At 68.2% G+C, this 23694-nt stretch carries 12 protein-coding genes and 1 pseudogene; 11 read left to right on the forward strand and 2 right to left on the reverse strand.

The genetic code is table 11. The features are described 5' to 3' along the window. The first annotated feature begins 7 nt into the window (after nt 1–7). Entirely contained in the window at nt 8–589 is a 582-nt protein-coding gene (locus ACFYZJ_RS28360; RefSeq protein WP_388572540.1) for an HD family hydrolase, read from the forward strand. 441 nt (nt 590–1030) lie between these two features. Here ACFYZJ_RS28360 and ACFYZJ_RS28365 read toward each other — a convergent pair whose 3' ends face one another. Beyond that, on the reverse strand, nt 1031–2134 hold the full coding sequence (locus ACFYZJ_RS28365; protein WP_388572542.1) for a hypothetical protein: 1104 nt from the start codon (nt 2132–2134) through the stop codon (nt 1031–1033). A 15-nt stretch (nt 2135–2149) separates the two neighbouring features. On the opposite strand from ACFYZJ_RS28365, the gene ACFYZJ_RS28370 reads away from it, so the two are divergent. The 4 genes from ACFYZJ_RS28370 (at nt 2150) to ACFYZJ_RS28385 (ending at nt 4950) form a co-directional block, all read left to right on the forward strand. Continuing rightward, nucleotides 2150–2734, forward strand: coding sequence for a hypothetical protein (locus tag ACFYZJ_RS28370; protein ID WP_388572544.1), 585 nt, complete (start codon nt 2150–2152; stop codon nt 2732–2734). Nucleotides 2735–2785: 51 nt separating this feature from the next. After that, complete coding sequence (haaN, locus tag ACFYZJ_RS28375) at nt 2786–3265, forward strand: cyclophane-containing RiPP N-acetyltransferase HaaN (protein ID WP_388572546.1); 480 nt, start codon at nt 2786–2788, stop codon at nt 3263–3265. Nucleotides 3266–3324: 59 nt separating this feature from the next. After that, nucleotides 3325–3501, forward strand: coding sequence for a DUF397 domain-containing protein (locus ACFYZJ_RS28380; protein ID WP_388572548.1), 177 nt, complete (start codon nt 3325–3327; stop codon nt 3499–3501). A 504-nt stretch (nt 3502–4005) separates the two neighbouring features. Beyond that, complete coding sequence (locus tag ACFYZJ_RS28385) at nt 4006–4950, forward strand: methylenetetrahydrofolate reductase (RefSeq protein WP_388572550.1); 945 nt, start codon at nt 4006–4008, stop codon at nt 4948–4950. 47 nt (nt 4951–4997) lie between these two features. Here ACFYZJ_RS28385 and ACFYZJ_RS28390 read toward each other — a convergent pair. Next, nucleotides 4998–5399: pseudogene (locus ACFYZJ_RS28390) on the reverse strand (transposase); the annotation flags it as partial. A 493-nt stretch (nt 5400–5892) separates the two neighbouring features. On the opposite strand from ACFYZJ_RS28390, the gene ACFYZJ_RS28395 reads away from it, so the two are divergent. From ACFYZJ_RS28395 to ACFYZJ_RS28420, 6 genes are read left to right on the forward strand one after another with little or no spacing between them, the layout of a single operon-like run. Beyond that, nucleotides 5893–12186, forward strand: coding sequence for a protein kinase (locus tag ACFYZJ_RS28395; RefSeq protein WP_388572552.1), 6294 nt, complete (start codon nt 5893–5895; stop codon nt 12184–12186). Between the two features lie 34 nt (nt 12187–12220). Further along, nucleotides 12221–15157 carry a DEAD/DEAH box helicase gene (locus ACFYZJ_RS28400; RefSeq protein WP_388572554.1) on the forward strand — a complete coding sequence of 979 codons (2937 nt, stop codon included), beginning with the start codon at nt 12221–12223 and terminating at the stop codon, nt 15155–15157. Continuing rightward, nucleotides 15157–19317, forward strand: a complete 4161-nt coding sequence (locus ACFYZJ_RS28405) for an Eco57I restriction-modification methylase domain-containing protein (RefSeq protein ID WP_388572556.1) — start codon at nt 15157–15159, stop codon at nt 19315–19317. Before ACFYZJ_RS28400 ends, ACFYZJ_RS28405 begins: the two co-directional genes overlap by 1 nt. Beyond that, nucleotides 19314–20972: a hypothetical protein gene (locus ACFYZJ_RS28410; RefSeq protein ID WP_388572558.1), complete on the forward strand. Its 1659-nt coding sequence runs from the start codon at nt 19314–19316 to the stop codon at nt 20970–20972. The genes ACFYZJ_RS28405 and ACFYZJ_RS28410 overlap by 4 nt, the downstream gene beginning before the upstream one ends. After that, nucleotides 20969–21580, forward strand: coding sequence for a hypothetical protein (locus tag ACFYZJ_RS28415; RefSeq protein ID WP_388572560.1), 612 nt, complete (start codon nt 20969–20971; stop codon nt 21578–21580). The genes ACFYZJ_RS28410 and ACFYZJ_RS28415 overlap by 4 nt, the downstream gene beginning before the upstream one ends. Then, entirely contained in the window at nt 21577–23694 is a 2118-nt protein-coding gene (locus ACFYZJ_RS28420) for an Hsp70 family protein (RefSeq protein ID WP_388572562.1), read from the forward strand. The genes ACFYZJ_RS28415 and ACFYZJ_RS28420 overlap by 4 nt, the downstream gene beginning before the upstream one ends.

Raw genomic sequence — 23694 nt, forward strand, 5'->3', positions numbered from 1 at the left:
CCCGACGGTGTCCGAGGACCTGAGCGCGGTTGCGCGTTTCCTGTACGAGGCAGGGACGCTGAAGAACACCGCACGCACCGGGTGGTGGATGGCCGGCGTACAGCACCCCGAATCGGTCGCTGAGCACTCATGGCGCACCGCCCTCATCGCTACGATCATCGCGAAACTGGAGGGCGCCGACCCGGCTCGGGCCACGTTCCTCGCGGTGTGGCACGACTCGCAGGAGACACGCACCGGGGACGTGAACCACCTCGGCAAGAAGTACGCCGGCGAGGCCGACCCCCGCGACGTCACCGCCGACCAGGTCGCTGGCATGCCCAACGTCTTGGCCGAGGCCGTCACGGACCTCATCGCCGAGTACGAGGCGAAGGAGAGCCCGGAGGCCATCTGCGCCCGCGACGCCGACAAGCTCGAATGCATGATCCAAGGAATCGAGTACAAGGCCCAAGGCTACGAGAACGCCCAGCGATGGATCGACAACAGCCGCGGCCGGATCACCACCAAAAGCGGCCAGGCACTCGCTGACGCCGTCCTGGCAACCGGCTCGCTGGACTGGCTGCGCGCGGCGCTCGGCGAGAAGCAGGGCTGAGGTCAGCTGTAGCCTCGCCGCTTTATGGGTCCCTCGGCAGGCCACAGTCAGAATGGCCTCCACTGGCGTACGGCTTTCAATGGCGGTCAGACACGGCGGAGTTTGTCGATGCTGTCCCGGAAACGGGCCTGTCCAGCGGAGTGGGGTTTCCGTTGGGGGACATCTGGGGCCGTTGAGCGGGGGCGTCGCAGCCCTGGCGCAGTACAGGCCGTGCAAACTGTGACAGTCCGCACGGCCCAGGTTGAACGTCGGGAGGACGGGACCGAGGTGGAGCTCGGTGTCCTCCCGTCGAACCAAAATCGAGGCACGCAAAGTTCCCCGCCGACAAGCTCCAGCAGCTGGCTTCCCTCGGCCTCGACTGGGGGGAGGGGGGTGTGCGGAGATCTTTTCTCCGTGATCACGGGAGTCGTAGGCCTCCGACCGGTCCTCGAGGCGTGCCATTCAGCGAGGTGCAGTCCGGAGTAGTTGGTTGAGGGTAGGGGCGTAGTTCTGTCGTCCCGTCCAGTGGAGGCTGCGTTTGATCAGTTCAACGGCGAGTTCCGCCTCGGGGCTGGGGGCGGACGTTCCGAACTGGAGTGGTGCCTGCTGGGGCGACCGCAACGGCAGGCGGTAGTGCAACGGGATTTCGTTTCGGCCGGAGCGGCTCGGGCCGTAGGACTCCATGTCGATCAGCTGCCCAGGCTCTGTCGGACTGGCAATGCACAGTACGCCCTCTCCTGTCTGGGGTTGGACAGGCAGGAGGTCAGTGGCAGCGAGTTTCATGGCTCGATGGATCTGCAGGGTGTCGATGAGCAGGTCCCGTAGTTCTTCAAGGGTAAGGCGTCGCTGGTCCTTCGGGAGTCGCAGGACGAGGTCTAGCGTCGCGCTGATTCCCGGTTCTTCTGAGACTTCACGCTGCTGCGTGGCGCGGCCGATTTCCAGTTGCAGAGCCAGGGAGAAGCCGGGGCCGGCATCGTTAGAAGTAGCGCAGAGCAGCTTTGCGGCCTCTCTGCCTGTGCCGCCTTCTGCCGTCCAGTTGGGAATGCTGCTCGCCTCCCACGGCGGGGTGCCGAGCAGCGCGGTCAGGGATTGTCTCAGGCCCGCCTGTTCTGCAACTCGGGTGAGGACGTTGATGCGCATCTGGTCGGTGTCGGTAGAGATAGGCGGGCCTGGGCGGTTGCTCAGCTGACGGGGCAGGACGACGGCGCTGCGGATGACGAAGGGCACGATCTCCCCGGCGGATTGTGCAAGGTGATGTGGGGAGTAGTTGGCGAACTGGCTGGGTGCCTCTGGGGTGGGTTCGAAGACGGTGGCTGGTGTGGGCGGCTCGTGGGTGTCAAGGGCCTGGTATACCGCGAGGAAGGCCAAGACCGGATAGTCGTGGGAGTCAGCGGGTAGCTCGCGCTGTCCCGCCGCGTTCTGGGGCAGGCCGGCCAAGGTGGCTTCAGCTTCCGGGAAATGGTGGCGTACCAGGGCCAGCCAACTCTCGGCGGGAAGAAGTTCTGTCAGCTGCCGGTAGCCGGTGCGGGTGAGCGCGCTGACGAAGGAGAGGCGGAGGCTGTCCAAATATAGGGCGAGCAGATGTTGCAGGAGGCTCGCGTCGGCCCGGAGGGCTGCCGTGAGGTGCTGCTGGGCTCGCCGGGGTTGGTGGCGCAGGCACACCCCGTAGGCCATAAGGTCGGTCTGGCCGCCCGGGATGATCAATTGATCCGCTGGCAGGGCGAGCAGCCGCTGGGTGATGTGCCGCCCAAGCTGTCGCGTATGCTCCTGACCGAGAAGGGGCTGCCCTTGCTCAGGGTCGTGGTGTGGTGCCTCGAGCCAGCTGAAGACCGTCGCTGCGAGTTGGGCGGAGGCAACGTCGAGCGCGTCTCGCGCGGCTTCGGGGCGTGTGATGGGGTCTACGGTCCCCAGCAGGCGTCTGACCAAGCTGCCTGTATGCAAGGCGATATCTGTAGTGGTAGTGGGGAGGGTGCTGGCCACGGCCAGGGCCAGGCGCATTGCGGAATCAGCTGGCATCTGGAAGGCGTGCTCAGCGAGCTTTCGAACGGCAAGTCCGGGGTCGTGGGCGTCCAGGAGATCACGCAGCAACGTTGTGTTGCGCGGGGCAGTCGCTTGGATGACGGCGACCGGCGCGCAGCGCCGGGCGCCGCCTCCGCCACCACGTAGCCGCACCGCCGCCGCCCTGCGCTCACCACGAATAAAAGGAGCTGTACGCCGATGACCGTGACGATCCGGCCGGCCGAAAAGAACGACGTCCGACAGCTGGCCGCGCTGATCGAGGAGATCGAACGCTTCTACGGCACCGCGGATGCCGACATCCAGCCGTTCGACGAGCGTCAGGCACAGGTCGAGGAGGCGCTCTTCGGGTCGCCGCCACTGGCATCCTCCCTGGTCGTCGAGGACGAGACGGGCGACATCGTCGGCCTCGCCGCATACTCCTTCCTCTGGCCGGCCGCCGGCTCCTCGTACTCCTTGTTCCTGAAGGAGCTCTACGTCCGCGACAGCCTGCGCCGCCAGGGCATCGGGGCCCAGCTGATGAACGAACTCCGCGACATGGCCACGGCACGCCCCGGTTGCACCCGCCTGGAATGGATGACGGACCGAGTGAACTCGGATGCGCGCACCTTCTACCGATCGCTCGGGTTCGAGGAGGACAACGAGAAGATCGTCTACCGAATCAACACCAGCACGACGTGAGTCTCGGCAACGAGCGGGCCGGATCATCGATGAAGTCTCAGCACACGCCACGGAGTGCCTTGCGTAAGAGCTCGTACAGCCTCAATGAGAACTCTTACTGCGTCGAAGTAGCCGACTCCTCCCATGGGATCGGGGTCCGGGACTCCACGAGCCCCGACGGGCCCGTGCTGCTCTTCGGCATGGCCGACTGGGCGGGCTTCGTCACGGCCGTGGGGGTGGGACAGCTCGGCTCCTGACCGCTCCGGAGTTGTCCAGGTCAGGGTTGTATCCCGTCGTCGGGATACAACCTGCGAGCCCGGCGCCGGCCACCGTGGTAGTAGTCCACCGGTTGCGACTGCGGGAAACACCGCGCGGAGGGCTACACGGCGGTGCGACAAGTGCCAGGCGGCCTGGGGTCGGTACGTAGGCTGCCCCACCACGAAGCAAGAGCACGCGAGTTCGCTGCCCTCCTACCTTGATCGTCAACCCACAGTCAAACGAGCGTAAACGATACGACCTCCACCGAAAAGCGGTGTGCCGCCGAACCATGACTGCAGCGAGGAGGGCTTGGACAGCGAGGTTGTTGACCGCGCGGGGCAGGCCGCAGCTGGTGGTGCCGCGCCCGGCCGTCAGAAGGAGCAATTGTCAAATCCTGTGGATTTGGTCCGCGCGGCCGGACGTCAGTTGGTTCAGAACCGAGTCCGGTCTCACAGGGTGGTGTTCGCCTGCCGCATGGCGGATGAGCTGCTAGCTTCCGCGTCATGGCGAACCAGAGCGACGGCACAGATCTCCGAAGCCGGGTGGCCGATGCCGACAGCGGTGTCCTGTTGTTCGGCATCACGCCGCCCCGCCTGAGCAACACTCCCGAGCGGATCCGGGAGATCACGGCAGCCACCCTGGCACGGTTGGAGTCCCTCGATGTCGACGGTCTGGCGCTGTACGACATCGACGATGAGAGCGACCGTAATCCGGCGCAGCGGCCGTTTCCGTATCTGCCGACCATCGATCCTGCCGTGTACCACGCGGACTATCTCGGCAAGTGGAATCGCCCGGTGGTCGTCTACCGGTGCGTCGGCAAGTACTCGCAGACGGAGCTGGGGACCTGGCTGCGGACGGCTGACGCCGACCGGCTGCTCGGCGTCTTCGTCGGCGCGTCCTCGAAGGGGAAGGCGGTGCGGACCGGCCTGTCCGAGGCGCAGGACCTGTGCCGCAATGTCCGCCCAGACCTGCTGCTCGGTGGCGTGGCCATCACCGAACGCCCCGAGGAGCATCTGCGGCTCGTCGCCAAGCAGGTGGCCGGATGCGCGTACTTCATCTCGCAGGTCATCTACAGCGCCGACGCGGCGAAAAGCATGGTCTCCGACTACTACTACGCCTGCCGGGAGCGGGACCTCGAACCGAGGCCCGTCCTGTTCACGCTCTCGGTGTGCGGCTCGGTGAAGACGCTGGCGTTCCTCCAATGGCTCGGCGTCGACGTCCCGCGCTGGCTGGAGAACTCCCTGCGCCATGCGGACGACACCCTGGCCGAGTCATACCAGCACTGCTTGGCGAACGCCCGGGACCTGATCGCCTTCTGCCGCAAGCTCGGCATGCCGTTCGGCTTCCTCGTGGAGAGCGTGTCCATCCGCAAGGTCGAGATCGACGCCTCGGTCGCCCTGGCCCACGAGCTCAGCAGGCTGCTCGGACGAGGTACGCCCTCGGTGTGAAGCCGGCACGAACGTGCGGCTGTCGGATCCCGGGATCGGGACGCGGCTCAGGCCACGCTGGCGTCCTCCCGTTCGACAAGGACGCCGCGCTTGAAGCGGGCTCCGGCTCGCACGAGGGCGACCAGGTGCGGCGCATTGACCGCGCGCCAGCGTTCCTGGGCGGACTCGATCAGCTTGAACGTCATCGCCAGAGCGGCCGACCGCGACCCGGCGCCGCGGGTGACCTTGGTGCGGAGCCGCACAGTGGAGAAGGTCGACTCGATCGGGTTCGTGGTAGGCAGGTGGATCCAGTGCTCGGCCGGGTAGTCGTAGAACGCCAGCAGCACGTCCTCGTCGTCGACGACCTTCGCCACGGACTTGGGGAACTTCGCGCCATACCGCTTCGCGAACGCCTTGACGGCGCCCCTGGCCTGGTCTTTGTCCTCGGCATTGTAGATGTCTGCGATCGCGAAGCGCCCTCACCCGCCCGACTCAGGTCGATACGCTTTCATCACAAATTCACGCGACCGTTTTCACATCCGGAGAGTTGGCGTCTACATGCACACGCACGCCCTGGACATACAGCTCCAATCAGGCCACCTCGCCCCACGGCCGACTGCGCTTGACCTGACCGAGCGAAGACCGGCTCCCGCGCGACGCCATCCGCGGCGGCACGCCCCAACCGAGCCAGCAGCTCCTCCACCGCAACCTTCAAGCCGGACACTCCCATCCCACCGGCGGTTCAGCCCTGGACGCCACCTACCCTCGCTAGTTCACAGTGACATTGGGGATGGTGTGTTGACGATGCCAACGGATAACATCTCTACCAGATGTAAGTTACATCGTGTACCGTAACGACTGCCTTACTGTCTGTTCTGACACGATGGGCCGTGCGGCAGCAGATCAGGGGGCGCGTTCCGGTTCGGAGCCGCGAGAACGCGAATAGTAGGTAGAGGAGCGCCAGTGAGTCACGAGCTCGTCGACGGCAGATTCCGCATCGGGCGCGTCATCGGCAGGGGCAACATGGGGGAGGTCCACCAGGCCGAGGACCTGGACGCTCCCGAGGGCTCGCCCGAGCGCACCGTCGCCGTGAAGACGATCCTGCGTCGCCGCACCGGAGGCCGGATCGACACCGGCGGCGACAACAAAGCCGTGGAGCGCTTCGCCCGCGAAGTCGGCATCATGCGCCTGCTGGAGCACCCCAACCTCACCCGGCTCGTCGCGGGCGGCATCGCCGCGGACTGCGACGATCTGCCCTACCTGGCGATGGAATTCCTGGACGGCGAGTCGCTGCGCGACCTCATCGAGGAGGAGTCCCAGCTCCCGGTCGCGTGGGTCGCCGCCATCGGCGCGCAGATCGCCGCCGGCCTCGCCGCAGCGCACGCGAAGGGCGTGGTCCACCGAGACCTGAAGCCCGCCAACGTCATGCTCACGCGGGGCGGCACGGTCAAGGTGCTCGACTTCGGCATGGGCAGCATCGTCGACGACCCGGACCAGACCCGCCTGACCAGCACGGGCGTCAGTGTGGGCACGGCCCGCTACATGGCACCGGAGCAGTGCCAGGCCAAGCAGGTTACGCAGGCCGCAGACCTGTACGCGCTGGGCTGCGTGCTGTACGAAATGCTGGTCGGCGTCCCTCCATTCACGAGCGAGTCCGCGTACGAGCTCGCCGAGCGGCATGTCCACCAGGAGCCCAGCCCCGTCCGCGCGATCCGCAGCGAGGTGCCCGCCGAGCTTGCCCGTCTCGTCGACCGGCTGCTGGCCAAGGACCCGGCGAACCGCCCGGCCGACGCCGTGACCGTGCGGGACGCCTTGCTCCCCCTCGCCGTATCGGCGGACGACACCAGCCTGGTCCCCGCGTGGAGCGAGCGGGACCCACTACTCTCCCTGCACGAGGCCACCCCGGCCCCGGTGACCACCCCGCCACAGCAGCCCGCCCCGGGGATCGGCTCCGGCGCCGGCATGGACGTCTTTGGTGTCCACCAGGCACTGATCCGCGACTACCGCTCCTTCACAGAGGGCGGCACCGTCATCCGTGACGAGCGCATCAAGTCGTACGTCGAGAAGGACCTCAACGACAAGTCCCAGTGGCCGAACCCCTGGCTGTCGCTCAACCCGTTCTTCCAGGGCGGCGGCACGGTGGTCGAACTCGCCCAGCAGAAGGTGCTGCACCCCGAGTGCGCCCGCATCTTCCAGGCGAAGAAGACCGAGGGCGGCACCGTCTGCGACGGCCGGCCGCTGCTCCTGCACCGGCACCAGCGCGACGCCATCGATGCCGCAGCCTCCGGGGCGTCGTACGTCCTGACGACCGGGACCGGCTCCGGCAAGTCTCTCTCCTACATCGTCCCCATCGTGAACAAGGTGCTGCACGAACGCGACGAGGAAGGCCCGGACGCTCCGAAGCGCGTGCGGGCGATCATCGTGTATCCGATGAACGCGCTCGCCAACAGTCAGTTGCGGGAGCTGGAGAAGTTCCTGCGCGACGGCTACGGCGTGGGCCGCGAGCCGGTCACCTTCGCCCGCTACACGGGCCAGGAGGACGACGAGAAGCGCAAGGAGATCCGGGACAACCCGCCGGACATCCTGCTCACCAACTACGTGATGCTCGAACTGATGCTGACCCGCCCGGCGGACCGGGCGAGCCTCATCAGGATGGCGCGGGGCCTGGAGTTCCTCGTCTTCGACGAACTGCACACCTACCGCGGCCGCCAGGGCGCCGACGTCGCGTTGCTGATCCGCCGGGTCCGCGAGGCCTGCCAGGCGGAGGACCTGCAGTGCATCGGGACGTCGGCCACCATGTCGACGGAGGGCACGCTGGAGGACCAGCGGCAGGTGGTCGCCGGTGTGGCGAGCACGCTGTTCGGCACGACGGTCCGTCCCGAGCACATCATCGGCGAGACCCTAATCCGGGCGACCGGCGAGGCGCCCGACACCGTACCGGCCGAACGCCTCACGTCCCCCGCCCCGCGCGCCTACGACGACCTCGCGCGCGACCCGCTGGCCCGCTGGATCGAGGATCGCTTCGGCCTTGTCGAGGACGACGCCACGGGCCGCCTGGTACGCCGGCCGCCCACGCAGATCGAGGTCGCGGCGCGCGAGTTGCACGAGACGTCGGGCGTCGACGAGGAGAGTTGCGCGAAGGCGATCCGCGCCACCCTGGAGGCCGGCTCGCAGGCACTCAACCCGCGCAACGAACGGCCGTTGTTCGCGTTCCGCCTGCACCAGTTCCTCTCCAAGGGCGACACGGTCTACGTCACTCTGGAGAACAAGTCCACCCGCCACCTGACCCGCTCCTACCAGCTCGAGCAGCCGGGCAGCGGCGGCAAGTCGCTGATACCGCTGGCCTTCTGCCGGGAGTGCGGCCAGGAGTACCTGACGGTGTGGCGTACGGAGAAGGACGGCGAGGTCCGCTACGAGGCCCGCCGCGACACCTCGGCCACCGGCGGCCGACAGGGCGACGGCTACCTCTACATCGACCACGAGCGCGAGTGGCCGTCCAATGTGCAGTACGCGGTGGACGACCGCCGACTTCCGGAATCCTGGCTGGAGTTGGATGACAAGGGCCAGGAGGTCGTCAAGCGGGCCTACCGCGACCGGGTGCCGAAGGCCGTCACCGTCGACCCGTTCGGCCGCGAGGGCCTGGGCGAGCTGAAGGCGGCGTTCATCCCGTCGCCCTTCCTGTTCTGCCTGCACTGCGGTGTGGCCTACGAGCAGACGCGCGGCCGGGACTTCGCCAAGCTGGCGACGCTGGACCAGGAGGGCCGCTCCTCTGCGACCTCGCTCGTTTCGGCGTCGATCGTCCGCTCGCTGAAGTCGGTGCCCGAGGAAGCCCTCGACAAGAGGGCGCGCAAGCTCCTCACCTTCGTCGACAACCGCCAGGACGCCTCCCTCCAGGCCGGCCACTTCAACGACTTCGTGCAGATCACCCAGTTGCGCGGGGCGCTGTACCGGGCGGCGCTGGACTCCGGCGAGGACGGTCTGCACCACGAGGAGCTGGCCTCGGCGGTGACCAACACGCTCGCCGTCTCCCCCGCCGACTACACCGGCGAGGCGGACCTGCCGCCGTCGCTGGCCCGCAACGCGGCCCGCACACTGCGGGACGTGATCGCCTTCCGCCTCTACCTCGACCTCGAACGCGGCTGGCGCATCACCATGCCCAACCTGGAGCAGACGGGTCTGCTGGAGATCGACTACGAGGACCTGGACTGGGTCGCCGCCAAGCAGGACCGCTGGGAGGGCACGCACCAGGCGCTGCGGGACGCCGACCCGGCGCTGCGGGCTGAGATCACGAAGGCCCTGCTGGACGAGATGCGCCGCTCCCTCGCCATCGACGTGTCGTACTTCCGCGACGACACCTTCGACTCCCTCCAGCGTGCAAGCGAGGAGCGGCTGGTCGACCCGTGGGTGCTCTCCTCCGCCGACAAGCCCCGGGTGGGCACCGCCTATCCCTACCCCTCCCGGCCCGGCACGGACCGTTCGAGTCTGTTCCTGTCGGCGCGCGGCAAGTTCGGCAAGTACCTGCGCCGCGCGGACCGTACCTTCCGCGACCTGGACAAGGACGACCTCCAGCTGATCATCGCCGAGCTGCTGAAGGTGCTGACCAAGGCGGGCCTGGTCAAGGAAGTGGAGGTCGCCCCGCAGCGTGCCGGGCGCTACCGCAGGTCGTCGTCCGCCGTCACGACCGGCTACCGGGTGGCCGCCCAGTCGCTCGTCTGGCGCGCCGGCAAGGGCGAGTCCGGCGCGCACGACCCCCTGACCCGCACCTACCAGAGCGGTGACGGCCCGCGCATCAACACGTTCTTCCTCAAGCTGTACCGGGAGACGGCCGACGCGCTGTCGGGCCTGTACGCCCGCGAGCACACCGCCCAGGTGTCGCCCGAGGACCGCGAGGCTCGTGAAAAGGCCTTCCGCAACGCCGAGCTGAAGCTGCTGTACTGCTCCCCCACGATGGAGCTGGGCGTCGACATCTCCGAGCTCAACGCGGTGATGATGCGCAACGTGCCGCCCACGCCCGCCAACTACGCCCAGCGCTCGGGCCGCGCGGGCCGCAGCGGCCAGCCCGCCCTGGTGACGACGTACTGCGCGACGGGCAACAGCCACGACCAGTACTACTTCCGCCAACCCTGGCGCATGGTGGCGGGCGCGGTGGCCCCGCCGCGTCTGGACCTGGCCAACGAGGACCTGGTCCTCTCCCACCTCCAGGGCATCTGGATCGCCGAGGCCGGCCTGCGCCTGGGCCGGGCCATCCCCGAGGTGCTCGACGTGTCGTACCCGGACACCGGCGACCGCCCGGACCCGGCCCTGCACCTGCTGCCGGACATCCGCGACGCGGCCCACGACGACGGTGCCCAGCGACGCACGGTCAACGCGGCACTGCGCGTCCTCGGACCGCTGTTCAAGGACTTCGCGGACACCACGTGGTGGCACGACGACTGGATCGACGACAAGGTACGGACGGTCGCCGAGCGCTTCGACCGCGCCTTCGACCGCTGGCGCAGCCTGTTCCGCGCCGCGCTGGACGACCAGTACGTCCAGAACAAGCGCCGCCTGGACTACAGCCTCACCGAGGGCGACCGCAACCGCGCCAACGCCCGCCGCCGCGAGGCCGAGACACAACTGAATCTTCTGATGAACGAGAGCGTCGACAGCAAGTCGGTCCTCTCCGACTTCAACCCCTACCGCTACCTGGCCTCCGAAGGCTTCCTGCCCGGCTACAGCTTCCCGCGCCTGCCGCTGGCCGCCTACATCCCGACGATCGGCCGCCGTCGCGGCGACGGCGACTACCTCCAGCGCCCCCGCTTCCTCGCGATCCGCGAGTTCGGCCCCGGTTCGCTGATCTACCACGAGGGCGCCCGCTACCAGGTGACCCGCATCCAGCTGCCCCCGGACTCCTCCGGCGAGCTGACCACGGGCGAGGCCCGCCGCTGCGCGAACTGCGGCTACCACCACGAGCCCAAGGAGCGCGAGGACCGCTGCGGCTTCTGCGGCGAGACGCTGGGCGCCGCGACCTACGGCCTGCTGCACCTGCACACCGTCTACACCACCCGCCGGGAACGGATCTCCTCGGACGAGGAGGAACGGCGCCGGGCCGGTTTCCGGCTGGAGACCTCGTACCGCTTCCACGACCACGGCATCCGCAAGGGCCGCCTCAACGCGACGATCGCCGACCCGAACGGCCGGCTGGCGCAGATCACCTACGGCGACTCCGCCACCGTCCGCATCACCAACACCGGCCGGGTACGGGCCCGTACGGACGAACCGCCGGGCTACTGGCTGGACCTGGCCGACGGCCGCTGGATGAACGACAAGGATGCGGCCGAGGCGTCCGGCGATTCCAGCGAGCTGCCGCGGGTCGACGCGGACGGCAACGAGCGGCGCCGCAAGAAGCGGGTCATCCCGTTCGTCGAGGACCGCCGCAACATCCTCGTGGTCACCCTCGACGAGGCGCTGCCCGAGCCAATCGCGCTCACGCTGATGTACGCGCTGGAGCGGGGCATCGAGGCCGCCTTCGAACTGGAGGACGCCGAGCTGTCCAGTGAGCTGCTGCCGCCGGACGACGGCCCGAGGCGCCGCATCCTCTTCATGGAGGCCGCCGAGGGCGGCGCCGGCGTGCTGCGCCGCCTCCAGGCCGAGGACGACGCCCTCGCCAGGGCGGCGGCCCGCGCGTTGGAGATCTGCCACTTCTCCGAGGACGGCAAGGACGAGGGCGGCGAGGAGCACCGCCCGGGCCGGGCCTGCGCGCGCGGCTGCTACGAGTGCCTGCTCACGTACGGCAACCAGCTCGACCACGCCCAGATCAACCGGCACACGGTGGCGGCCCTGCTGGTGCGGTTCGCGTCGGCGGTGGCGAGCCGTGAGGCGCGGGGCGAGTCCCGGTCGGAGCAGTTCCGGCGACTGGTGGCCGAAACACCCGCCGATCCCACGCCGGTTGAGGCGACGGCGTCCGAACTAGCTGCGCAGGGCGACTTCCTGGGCTGGGTAAAGGCGTGCGGGCTGCGCCTCCCGGACGAGAAGGACGTCTTCCTGAGGGAGGCGAACGCGGCACCGGACTTCGTGTACCGGCTGCCGGGCGCCAACGTCGCCGTGTTCGTCGACGGCCCCTCGGACACGGAGGAGAGCGCGCTGCGTGACGCCGACGCGGAGGAGCGCCTCTTCGACGCCACCTGGGACGTCGTCCGCTTCCCGCACGGCGCCGACTGGGCTGCCGTCGCCGCCGCCCATTCCCGCTACTTCGGCTCACCCGCCAAGACCAACTGACGCACCGTCGGACGAAGAGGATTTGACGATCGATATGGCATTCACGTTCTCCGCCGGATCCCTGGTGAAGGCCCGTGGCCGCGAGTGGGTGGTGCTCCCCGAGAGCGAGCCCGACCTGCTCGTCCTGCGCCCGCTGGGCGGCTCGGACGACGACATCGCGGCGGTGTTCCCGTTCGAGCCGGTGGAGGAGGCCCGTTTCGCGCCGCCGGAGCCGACCGACCTCGGCGACCAGCGGGCGGCAGGGCTGCTGCGTACGGCGCTGCGGGTCGGCTTCCGCTCCGGTGCGGGCCCGTTCCGCTCGCTTGCCGGGATCGCGGTGGAGCCGCGCGCCTACCAGCTCGTACCGCTGCTGATGGCCCTGCGCCAGAGGACGGTCCGCATGTTGATCTCGGACGACGTCGGTATCGGCAAGACGATCGAGGCGGGCCTGATCGCGAGCGAGATGCTGGCGCAGGGCGAGGCGAGTGGCCTGGCGGTGCTCTGCTCCCCGGCCCTGGCCGAACAGTGGCAGCAGGAGCTGCGCGGCAAGTTCGGCATCGACGCGGAGCTGGTGCTGGCGTCGACCGTGTCACGGCTGGAGCGCGGCCTGGACCTCGGCCAGTCCCTCTTCGACAAGTACCCGAACGTCATCGTCTCGACGGACTTCATCAAGTCCCCGCGCCACCGCGACGACTTCGTGCGCCACTGCCCCGACCTGGTGATCGTCGACGAGGCGCACACGTGCGTGGCGGCCGACGACACGTCGACGAGCGCGCAGAGCCAGCTGCGGTACGAGCTGCTGCGCCGGGTGGCGGAGGACGCGGAACGGCACCTGCTGCTGGTCACGGCGACCCCGCACAGCGGCAAGGAGTCGGCGTTCCGGAACCTGCTCGGGCTGGTCAAGCCGGAGCTGGCGCACGTGAACCTGGAGTCGGAGGCGGGCAGGAAGCTGCTCGCCCAGCACTTCGTGGCCCGCAAGCGGGCGGACGTACGCCAGTACCTGACGAAGGAGGACGGCCTCGCGGACGACTCGCTCGCCGAGCGCACCGCGTTCCCCTCGGACCGCTTCTTCAAGGACGAGACGTACAAGCTGTCCCCCGAGTACCGGGCCCTGCTGGACGACGCGATCGCGTACGCGAGTGAGCGTGTGGAGGAGGCGGGCGGCCAGGGCAAGCGGGAGGCGCGGATCGCCTGGTGGTCGGCGATCGCGCTGCTGCGCTCGCTGGTGTCGTCGCCGAGGGCGGCGGCCCAGACCCTGACGACGCGCTCGGCGGCGACCATCGCGGCTTCGGCGGAGGAGGCCGACAAGCTCGGCGCCCCGCTGAACAGCGACGCGGCGGACAGCGACGCCATGGAGGGCATGGACGTGGCGCCGGGCGCGGAGACGACGGCAGGCTCCCCCCTGGTCGAACTGGCGGAGCTGGCATCGCAGTTGGAGGGCCCGGAGAAGGACCTCAAGCTGAAGGCGCTGATCAAGCACCTCAAGGCGCTGCTGGCGGACGGCTACAACCCGATCGTCTTCTGCCGCTACATCCCGACGGCGAAGTACCTGGCCGAGCATCTGGCGAACGACCCGGAGACGAAGAAGCGCGGCCCGCTGGGCGCGAAGACGGTGGTCAAGGCGGTGACGGGCGAACTGTCTCCGCAGCAACGCATCGAGCGCATCGAGGAGTTGGCCACGGAGGCCGGCGAGGACGCGGCGGCCCGCCGGGTCCTGATCGCGACGGACTGCCTGTCGGAGGGCGTCAACCTCCAGCACTACTTCGACGCCGTCGTCCACTACGACCTCGCCTGGAACCCCACCCGCCACGACCAGCGCGAGGGCCGCGTCGACCGCTACGGCCAGCGCCGCGACGAGGTCCGCGTCATCACGCTCTACGGCGACGACAACGGCATCGACGGCAAGGTCCTGGAGGTGCTCATCAAGAAGCACCGCCAGATCAAGAAGGACCTCGGCATCTCGGTCTCCGTCCCGGACGAGCTGTCGACTGGCGTGACCGACGCCATCGTGGAGTGGCTGCTGATGCGCGGCCGGGAGAACGAGGACGCCCTCTTCAGCGCGGACGCGTTCAAGGTGAGCACCGAGAAGCTGGACAGCGACTGGAACTCGGCGGCGGAGCGCGAGCGGGCGTCCCGTTCCCGTTTCGCGCAGCGCTCGATCCACCCGGAGGAAGTGGCCCGAGAGGTCGCCTCGATCCGGGAGGCGCTGGGCGGAGCGGGCGAGATCAGGACGTTCGTACGGGAGTCACTGGGCGCCCTGAACGCGGTGCTGCGCGGCGCCGACGGCGAGTCCGGGGACTTCACGGCCCAGGTGGGCGGCACACCGGCGGGTCTGCGGGACGCGCTCGCGCCGGTGGTGGGCGCGGAGGTCGTCGAGAAGGACCGGGAGATCCCGTTCCGCAGCGATCCGGCGGTGGCGCGGGGCGAGGCAGCCCTGGTTCGTACGGACCCGGTGGTGGGCGCGCTGGCGTCGCACCTACTCAACGCCGCGCTGGACACGCAGGCGGAGGGTGCGCGCCCGGCGCGTCGGTGCGGTGTCATTACGACGGACGCGGTGACTACGAGGACGACGCTGCTGCTGGTCCGGTACCGCTTCCACCTCACGCTGCCGTCGCGGAGTGGTGAGCGGCAGTTGGTGGCGGAGGACGCGCGGCTGCTGGCCTTCGAGGGCGCGCCGAGGAGTGCGGTGTGGCTGCCGCCGGAGCGGGCGGTGGGCCTGCTGGATGCGACGGCGTCGGGCAACACGGACCCGCACTTCGGGGAGCGGACGATGACGCGAATCCTGGACCAGCTTCCGGATGTGAACGCCCACTTGGAGACGTACGGCGACGAGCTGGCGGCGGAGCTGGACGCGGCCCACCGCCGGGTGCGGGCGGCGTCCGGCGAGATCGTCCGGGGTCTGTCGGTGACGGCCCAGAAGCCGGCCGACATCCTCGGTGCCTACGTCTACCTGCCCGCCACCGCTTCCGTCCCTGCTGGAGTGTCCGCCTGATGTCCGCCACCACTCGCAACCAGGTGTTCACCGCCGTCCACACGGTGGGCGGTCTGCTGCCGGCCGACATGCTGGTACGGATCTCCGAGGGCAAGGTCACCAAGGACCTCAAGGGCATCGCCCCCGCCGACTACCGCATCCCCGGTTCCCGTTCCGTGCGGGACGAGGCAGAGCGGCACTGGGACAACCTCAAGTCGCTCTGGCGCGAGCTGCGCGAGAAGCTGCCCGCCGCCCCGGAGGCGTCCGTGCCGCCCGACAGCACCGGTTACGCCCAGGCCAACTGGGTGGAGCCGCTGTTCGAGGCGCTCGGCTTCGGTCACCTCACCGCGGTCGGCGCGACGGGCATCGCAGCGGACGATGGCACGAAGACGTTCCCTGTCAGCCACCGCCGCGACGACACCCTCGTCCACGTCACCGCCTGGAACACCTCGCTCAACAAGCACCAGGGCGCAGGCTCCCCCGCCCCGCAGTCCCTGCTCCAGGAGGCCCTCAACCGCACCGACGCCCACCTGTGGGCCCTGCTCACCAACGGCCGCCAGCTGCGACTGCTTCGCGACTCCAACGCGCTGGCCACGGCTTCGTACGTCGAGTTCGACCTGGAAGCGATCTTCGACGGTGAGCTGTTCAGCGAGTTCGTGATCCTGTACCGCCTGCTGCACGCCTCTCGGTTCGAGGCCCGTGACGGCGGCACCCAGTGGACGTGCTGGCTGGAGGTGTGGCGGGACGCCGCGCTGCGCCTGGGCGCCCGTTTCCTCGACGACATCGGGGAGGGCGTACGCCTCGCGATCAGGGAGCTGGGCACGGGCTTCCTCCGGCACCCCGCCAACACGGCCCTTCGCGAGAACTTCGACCGCCACACCTACCACGCGGCGCTGCTCCGCCTGGTCTACCGCCTGCTGTTCGTCTTCGTCGCCGAGGACCGCGACGCCCTCCACCCGCCGACCGCGACCCAGGAGGCCCGCGACCGCTACGCCAAGTACTTCTCGACGGCCCGGCTCCGCGAACAGTCCCGCCGCCGCCGGGGCACCTCGCACGCGGACCGCTGGGAGGCCCTCCGCCTGGTCCTTTCCGCCCTGGGCGACGAGGCTGGCCGTCCGGAGCTGGGCCTCCCCGGACTCGGCGGCCTCTTCGACGCCACGGAGGCCGACGAGCCGCTGCGCGGCCTCACCCTCTCGAACGAGCACCTCATGGCCGCCATACGGCACCTCGCGGTCGTCCGCGACACCGAGGCCAAGCGCTGGCGGACCGTCGACTACCGCACCCTGGACGCCGAGGAACTCGGCGCCATCTACGAGTCGCTGCTCGCCCTCGTCCCCGAGTACAGCGCGACCGACCGCACCTTCGAACTCGCGATCCGCGCGGGCAACGACCGCAAGAAGACCGGCTCCTACTACACCCCGAGCTCGCTGGTCGACGTGCTGCTCGACTCCACGCTCGACCCGGTGATCGACGAGGCGCAGCAGCGCGGTGAGCGGGCGGCTGCCAAGGCGGGACGGTCCGACGCCCGGGGAGACATCGTCTCCGAACTGCTGTCGCTGACCGTGTGCGACCCCGCCTGCGGCTCCGGCCACTTCCTGGTCGCCGCCGCCCGTCGTATCGCCAAGCGGGTGGCGGCGGTACGGGAGCGCACGCCCGAGCCCCCGCCGGAGAGCGTCCGGCACGCGCTGCACGAGGTCATCGCCCGCTGCGTGTACGGCGTGGACCTGAACCCGATGGCCGTCGAACTGGCCAAGGTGTCGCTGTGGATGGAGGCGCTAGAGCCGGGGAAGGCGCTGGGTTTCCTGGACGCCCATGTGAAGCTGGGCAACGGCCTCATCGGGGCCACGCCCGCGCTGCTTCGGGGCGGGATTCCGGAGCAGGCGTTCAAGGTCGTCGAGGGTGACGACAAGACGGTGGCCAACGACTGGCTCAAGCGCAACAAGCTGGAGCACGAGGGCGTCTACACGCTGGACGCGGCCCTCGACGACCAGGTGAGCGTCACCAACGACACGTTCGCGGCCGAGTTGCGTGACGTCGTGGAGAAGGACGACGACCCCACGGCGAAGCTGGGCCGGGTGCGGGCGCTCGCCGAGCGGTACCGGACGTGGCAGGAGTCCCCCGCGTACCTCAACGCCCTGCACATCGCGGATGCGTGGTGTGCCGCGTTCATGTGGGAGAAGACGGAGGACGCGCCCGCGCCGGTGACACAGCGCGTCTTCCTGTCGCTGCAGAGTGCGGAGAGCGAGGGTGCGCTGCAGGAGACCCACCAGGAGATCGTGCGGCTCAGCCGGGAGTACCGGTTCTTCCACTGGCATCTGGAGTTTCCGGATGTGTTCAGCGTGCCTGACGATTCGTCGGCGGTTGTAGGGGTTGATCCGGTTACGGGGTGGGCCGGGGGGTTCGATTGCGTGTTGGGGAATCCGCCGTGGGACAGGGTCGACTTCAAGGACCAGGAGTATTTCAGCGTGGTGGAGCCATCCATCGCGGAGATTTCTGGTGCCGCACGACGCACGGCGATCATCGAATGGGCTGAGCAGAATCCTGATGAGGGTACCCGCTACTACAAGGATCGACGCCGAGTAAAGTCGTCATTCCTTTTCCTGGGCTCGTCGGGCGCATATCCGCAACTCCGCAAAGGACTGTCCATCAAGGGCGTCAACTCCTTGCAGACGGACCAACTGTTCACTGAGCGGTTCGCATCCATCATCGCACCTGAAGGACGCTGTGGCGCGATCGTACCCACGCAGATCGCCACAGGCGCCAGTGCACAGTTCCTCTTCCGGGACCTTACTCAGCGCGGTTCCGTCTCCCACTTGTTCGACTTCGAGAACGGCAAGCGGGAAAAGCTCTTCCCCGCAGTGCATGCAGGGTACCCATTCTCCCTGATCTCACTCACAGGTCGGGGATTGACGGTGGACGCAGCACGGTTTGCCTTCGCTCTCGGCCACCCTGACGAACTCGCCGACGACAATGCTGTGTTCACCCTGACTCCCGAGGAAATCAAGCTCATCAATCCGAACTCCGGCACTCTGCCAGTGTTCCAGACTCGCCGGGACGCAGACCTCACAGCATCCATTCAGCGCCGCCTCCCAGTACTTGTCGACGAGACGCGAACAAGCGGCAATCCTTGGGGGATCACCTTCAAACGGCATTTCGATCTGACCGACGACTCCGACCTATTTCGCGGACCCGTAACGCTGGAAGCAGAAGGCTGGGAGCTGAAGCAGAACACATTCGTTCGAGGTAAGGAGCGAATGCTGCCGGTGTACGAGGGCAAGATGGTGGACCTCTTCAACCCACGCGCTGCCGACGTAGTGAAGAGCCCGACGGCAGTGAACCGTCAGAACCAGCCGCGCTACCTGACGAAGACCGACCTTCGCGACCCAAACCGCCTAGCCATGCCACTCAACTGGATCGCCGAGACCGGCCGCATCCGGACCACGCGCAAGGGCAAGGAGGTGGCTGTCCCAGGCGTCGACCTTCGCTTGGAGGAGGTGAAGTGGAAGCGTGGATGGCTGGCTGGTTGGTGCGATGTGACCGCTGCAACCAACGAGCGCACGGCGATCCCGACGTTCCTACCCAAGGCCGCAGTGGGAAACACCATCCCATTGATGCTTCCTGACAAGCCCGCCGAGCTGACAGCCGCCATGATTGCTGCACAGAGTTCTCTGGTCTTCGACTTTGTGGCCCGTCAGAAGACCAGCGGAATCCACCTCGGCTTGATGACCTGGAAACAGCTCCCAGTTCCCCACCCAGACGATCTCGCCCGCCACACGTCATTCCTGACACCTCGAAACCTTGAGCTCTTTTACACCGCCTGGGACATGAAGCCTCTCGCCCGGGACATGGGCGACACCGGCTCCCCCTTCATTTGGAACGAAACCCGCCGCACCCAGCTCCGCGCCGAACTGGACGCGTACTTCCTCCACCTCTACGGAGTGAACCGCGAGGACGCCGACTACATCCTGGAGTCCTTCCAGACCGAGAACGGCGGCCTCAAGAACAACGAGATCGCCAAGTACGGCGAGTACCGCACCAAGCGCCTGGTCCTCGCCGAGTACGACCGAATGGCCTCGGCCGGACTCACCATGGAGAACCCCCTCGTGGACGGCGAGACCTACACGTCCACGCTCACTCCACCCCCAGGCCACGGCCCCCGCCACGAGGGAGCCGGAGAGTGACGAGTCCGCCGCCGGCCGGCGGGCCGGGGCAGCCGGTGTCGGGGGCGCGGGCCGAGGCGGTCGCACGGGAGCGGGAGCGGCTGAGGGCGCTCAGAGAGCGCCGGGAGGCGCAGAGCGCGGATGCGGGGGTCGACGGGTTCACCGTACGCAGGTGGCGGAAGGTGGGAGTGTTCGGAGCGCAGGCGGTACTGCAGGCTCACGCTCTGCTTCAACAGCTCGCCTCCCTCACACAGGACGCAGCGCACGACGCCCTGGCCGACGCCCTGCGCAACGAACCGGACGACCGGCTACTGCCTGCTGTGCCGACCGTCCTCCAACGGGCCGACCCCGCCACAGTCGCCGCGACGCTCACGGCGATCCACGCGGGCGGCTTCCTGTGGCTGTCCGAGGTTGGGGAGCAACGGCTCACCGCACTGGCAGTGGGCGACGACACGCTCGCCGTCTCTGGGAGCGAGGACCCCTACGGGGCTTTCGCCCTCCTCAATGCGTTTGCGACGGATGGTACGGCCGTCTTCCCCCCTCGGATGCTGCCGCGTGTGCTTCCCTGGATACCGCTGAGCGTCCTCGACGACCTCATCGACGCCGGGGTGGTCGGCCCCGAGCACCAGCCCTGGCAGTACCGGGCCATGGAGACAGAGCATGCGTACCTCATAGCCCGGCTGGTACCCGAGCAGGTGACCACCGAGCAGGCAGCTGCACTGGAGTGGACGGCCCCGCAGCGGCGACGCGCGTTCCTCGCCGGTGGCGAGCCCCTGCCCTCCGTCGGCGACGTCTACGACCTCTTGGAGCGAGTTGCCGACGGTGACGCCTCGGTGGTGAAGGAACTCGAAGGGATGCTGCCCCGCGATCTGGTGCTCCGGCTGCGCCGGCTCCTGGACGGGGTCGATGTCGGCAACTGGGACCGTGACCTTTGGGAAGACAGGGGGTTGTGGCGACTCATTTTCTCTCTGTGGGAGCCCAAGGCAGCCGTCAACCCGTCGCGTTCGCCCCTGCATGCGCTCATGGCCCTGCGTCAGGCCTACGACCTGCTGTGCCTGAACGACCTCACCCGTGCGTCGTCCCAGATAGACAAGCTGGTGTCGTTCGAGACCGTTGGCCCGGCCTACCGAGCCGAGGCCCTCAACTTCCATGCGTACACGCTGTTACTCCGGGAGGAACTGAACGCGGCGGCCGTCGTCCTGAAGGGGATCAGTGGATCGCATGAGCTGGCCGAGTCCAACCTCCGCATGGTCGAGCAGCGTCGGGCGGTTCCCCGTAATGACAGACCTGCAGCGTCCAACCCCTATCTGGATCTCGGGCTGCCGCACGGCGCGCCGAGCTGGGAGAGCCGGTACCGGGACCTCCGCAGGGAGCATGTGCACGACGTGGACATGAGCGCGCGGCTCAACAGCGCGATGAAACGCATCAGAGACGCCGAGCGCGACGAGGACTGGTCCGGCTTCTTCGTGCTGCCGCTCGACCTGGACGTGTTCGAGCTTCCGGACGAGGTGCCCGTCACGCTGGTCCCGCCTTTGACCCCGCTGACCAGGCGAACGACGCCTCGCTCCCCCGACAGTCTGGCGCTCGTACGGCAGCGGGCGGTGGCGGATCTGCTGCCCCACCTGCTCAACGCGCCCCGGCGCCCCGATCGCAACGCAAGGATGCACACACAGTGAAAAAGGTGCCCCGCAGCCAGCGGAAGACCACGGCGGCCCCCAAGCGGGTCACCCCCAAGGGGAACAACGGCCTCAAACATCGTCGGGAGAAGCGGCGGGCGGCGGCCGACGTCCCCAAGGACTCCCCGCGCACCTACCGCCCCGAGGAACTGCTCAGCCCTCCCATGCTCCTCTCCCGTTTCGCCGAGCGGGCGACCGACCTTCTGACCACTCTCCTGGAAGAGGAGCGCCCCACACAGGCCACTGTGACGGCTGCCTTGCGTCAGGCCGTTCTGGAGGCCTTTCGCTCGCGGGAGGAGTACATGGCCCGGATGGTCGAGATCGACCTGCTCGCCAGCACGCCCAACCAGAGTGCCAGTTCACTTCGGAAGGGCATCCGTACCGCCTTGCTGGACCAGGGCGTGCGGTGCGTGGACGCGCCCGACGGCGAAAGCGAGCTCTTCGTGGTGGTGGAAGGCGACGGTGAGGCGTTCGAGGTGTTGCGTCCGGCCTACGTCGACCAGGCCACCGGCAAGCTGGTGCTCTCCGGACAGCTGCGTCGCCTGACCGGGTCAGACGGAGGAAACCACTCTGCCGGGGACGAGGCGACGAACGGGGAGGGCATGTGACCGCCACCGGGATCGATTTCGGCACCACCAACTCCGTGGTGGCCCAGTGGCTGGGCAATGAGGCTGACGTACTGCTGCTGGACGCCCACCACATCGACGCCGACTGGCGCCATCCCGGCTTCGAATACCTCTTCCCGTCGGTGGTGGGTATGAGTTCGCTGCGCCGGGGAGCGTTGTTCGGCTGGGAGGCCAAGCTCCGCTCCGAAGAGGCGGCCGAGGCCTGCAAGCGACTCCTCAAGAGCGACGAGTACGTCACGATCCAGGACCGCAGATTCGCGGCCACGACGGTGGCCGCCGGTGTTTTCCAGGCCATGCGGAAGGGCGCGGAGCACAACCTCACCGCCATCGACCAGGCCGTGATCACCGTCCCCGCGAACGCCACGGGAGCCGCGCGCTATCGCACCCGCGCCGCCGCGCAGTTCGCGGGCATCAATGTCCTGGCGCTGCTCAACGAGCCGACGGCAGCCGCGATCTCGTACGCGCACGACCTACGAAATGACCTGCATGAGCTGAAGAAGGACCCCACCATCCTGGTCTTCGACTGGGGCGGCGGAACGATCGACGTCACCGTGCTCGACTACCAGGACGGTTTCTTCGAGGAGCTTGCGTCACGGGGTGTGACCGAGCTGGGGGGTCTGGAGATCGACCGCCGTCTGCGTGACCTCGTCCTCGAACGGGCTCCGGCACGATCGGCGTGGACGCCCGCGCAGGAGCGGCAGTTCAAGCTGGACGTGGAGCGGAGCAAAATCCGTCTGTCCTCCGAGGACTCCGTCACCATCAGGACTCCGGACGGCGACACCGTCGAGGTCTGGCAGGAGGAGCTGGAGGACGCCATCACCGACCTTGTGGACCGCGCTCTCGCGCCGATCCAGCAGTGCCTCACCGACCTGCACATGGCGCCTCTGGACGTGGACGCGGTGCTGATGATCGGCGGTACGAGCCAGATCCCGAGCGTGCGCGCGGCGGTCGCCGAGGTCATGCAGCAGCAGCCCGTCGAGGTCGATCTCTGCGATCCCATGACGGCGGTCGCCCGCGGCGCCTCCATCGCGGCAGCTGTGCTGTCCGGGGTGGAGGATGGCGTGATCCAGGTGGCGACGAGCCATGCCCTGGGCACGGTCGTCAAGGACGCCGCTGGACAGAAGAAGTTCAGTCAGATCATTCCGCGCAACTCGCCGCTGCCGTGGAAGGAGCGCAAGAGCTACACGCCACGCCAGGACAACGCACGCAGTCTCACCGTGGAGATCTGGGAAGGTGACCCGGACCGGCCCCTGGACCACGCCGACAACGTGAAGCTGACAGACCTCCCGCTCACCTATCAGGACCCCCGTGCTCGTGAGGACTCCCGCTTCCTGCTGGAGTACACGTACGACACGAACGGGCTCCTGCACGTCAAGGCGACCCTTGAACGCACCGGCGAGGAGGTGCTGAACGAGGAGATCAAGAGTTTCAGTTCTGGTGGTCCGACGCCGGCAGTGCGCAAGGAACTCGATGATCTGCTCGCGGGCAACACCGTCACCAGGCCGCTGGCGGCGCGGCCCCCGAAGCAAACCACGGGTTCAGCACCCGCAGTGCTCGTGGTGGACGGTTCCAACCTGGCGTGGATCGGCAGGTCACCGCGGCGACCTGGTGTGTACGACAGCGGCGACCGGCCGTCCTTCGCCCAACTGCTGTCCGCCCGTGACGCCCTGACTTCGCGGTATCCCGACGCCGTACTCCACGTTGTCGTCGACGCCACATTCAGACACAAGGTGGCGGAGGAAGAACGCGCGGCAGTGGACTCTGCGCTCAGCAAAGGGGACCTCATCCAGCCTCCGGCCGGAACCGAGGGCAAGGGCGACGCTCTTGTCACAGCGATCGCGGAGGATACCGGCGGGACCGTCGTCACCAACGACAACTATGTCGAGTTGCAGAACAGATATCCCTGGCTGCGGGACAAGGAACGGGTGCTCGGGGTCACCTTGTCGAAAGGCATGTGGGTTTTCACACCGCGCACCTGCGTGCCGCCTCGCCACCAGATCGTACGAGCGGAGGTGCCTCCGCAGTCGAGGGCCCTGATTCCCCCGAGCTCCGGCCCCCTCCCCGAGTTCAGATACCACCGCCCTCACGAGGAGTAG

Source organism: Streptomyces sp. NPDC001848, from assembly GCF_042891915.1.
Lineage (GTDB): Bacteria > Actinomycetota > Actinomycetes > Streptomycetales > Streptomycetaceae > Streptomyces.